The 1,551-nt window shown below is 69.7% G+C and carries 2 protein-coding genes; both read left to right on the forward strand.

The features are described from left to right. The first annotated feature begins 293 nt into the window (after positions 1-293). Positions 294-1,049: a GHMP family kinase ATP-binding protein gene (locus tag CCN72_RS19870; protein WP_425276156.1), complete on the forward strand. Its 756-nt coding sequence runs from the start codon at positions 294-296 to the stop codon at positions 1,047-1,049. A gap of 49 nt (positions 1,050-1,098) precedes the next feature. Next, a partial coding sequence (locus tag CCN72_RS19875; protein ID WP_208638047.1) for a pyridoxal-phosphate dependent enzyme occupies positions 1,099-1,551 on the forward strand: 453 nt, incomplete at its 3' end.

The raw sequence follows: 1,551 nt of genomic DNA on the forward strand, positions 1-1,551 counted from the left end.
CGCCCCCTCCGCCCCGCGGTGACTGCCCGGGAACTGCCGCCCCAGCCACCGGATTCGGCCGGGTCTTTTTCCTAACGTGAACGTGTCCGAACGGCCGACCCGGTACGCAAAGGAGCGGCCCGGCCTCAGAGGAAGCAAGGGATATGGCTGATCATTCCGGCTGGCGCCTCGGTATCGCTTCGGCTCCCATCCATCACGGCGAGATCCTTCAGGGAGTCTTCCCCCACGAGGGCGGACTCACCAGGGGCCTGGTGACGCTCCCCTGCACCATCTACAAGACACACGCGACCTTCATGCCGGCACCCGGTGCCGAACTGACCGTCTCCCCGGCCTGGAAGACCAAGGCCCTGCGCGCGGNNGCCGCGATCAGCCCGGACGGGGAACACCCCGTGGGCGGTCACCTCGACCTCTCCGGCGACGTCCCGCTGTGCCGCGGCTTCGGCTCCTCGACCAGCGATGTCCTCGCCACCATCTGGGCGGTCAAGGACGCGTTCGTCAGCGCGCTGGCCCCCGAGGACGTGGCCCGGCTCGCCGTACAGGCGGAACTGGCCTCCGACTCCCTGATGTTCGAGGAGACATCGGTACTGTTCGCCCAGCGCGACGGCGAGGTCATCGAGGACTTCGGCTACCGCATGCCACCGGTGCGCGTCCTCGGCTTCGGCTCACGGCCGCAGAACAGCGGCCAGGGCGTGGACACCCTCGCCTTCCCGCCGGCCAGCTACGGCACCGACGAGACCCGGAGCTTCGCCGAGCTCCAGGCCATGCTCCGCGACGCCATCCAGACGAAGGACGCGGCCCTCCTGGGCGCGGTGGCCACCGCCAGCACCGAGATCAACCAGCGGCATCTGCCGATACCGGACCTCGACCGGATCCGCTGGATCGTCCGGGAGGTCGGCGCCCTCGGGGTGCAGGCCGCCCACAGCGGGGACATCGCCGGCATCCTCTTCGACCGCGACGACCGCGACGTCGAGGCCCGCACCGAACACGCGAAAGACCTTCTGCACAGCACGGGCATCCACGAGCAGTGGATCTTCACGACGGGTGACTGACATGACGACGACCGTGGTCGCGAGTGCTGCCAAAGTGCACTCGTCCGTAGTGGAAGCCACCGAGCTCCCGCGCCTCATCCAACTCACCGACAACCTCTACGGGGCCGCCTTCAGCCTGATGAAGCTGCTGCCCGCCCGCTACATCATCGACCAGGCCGAGGCCGCCGGTACCCTCCTCCCGGGCACCCCGATCATCGAGACCTCCTCCGGCACCTTCGCCCTGGGCCTCGCCATGGTGTGCCGGCTGCGCGGCTACCCCCTCACCATCGTCGGCGACGCGGCGATCGACCGGGAGCTGTACACCCGGCTGACGATGCTCGGCGCGACCGTGGAGATCGTCGAGGACACCGGACAGCCCGGTGGCATCCAGGGCGCCCGGCTCGCCCGGGTGGAGGAACTGCGCCTGCTGCGCCCGGACAGCTTCGTACCGGGCCAGTACGACAACCCCAACAACCCGGCCGCGTACGGCGCGGTCGCCGAACTGATCGGCGGCACCCTCGGC

This window comes from Streptomyces murinus (assembly GCF_002154555.1).
Lineage (GTDB): Bacteria > Actinomycetota > Actinomycetes > Streptomycetales > Streptomycetaceae > Streptomyces > Streptomyces murinus.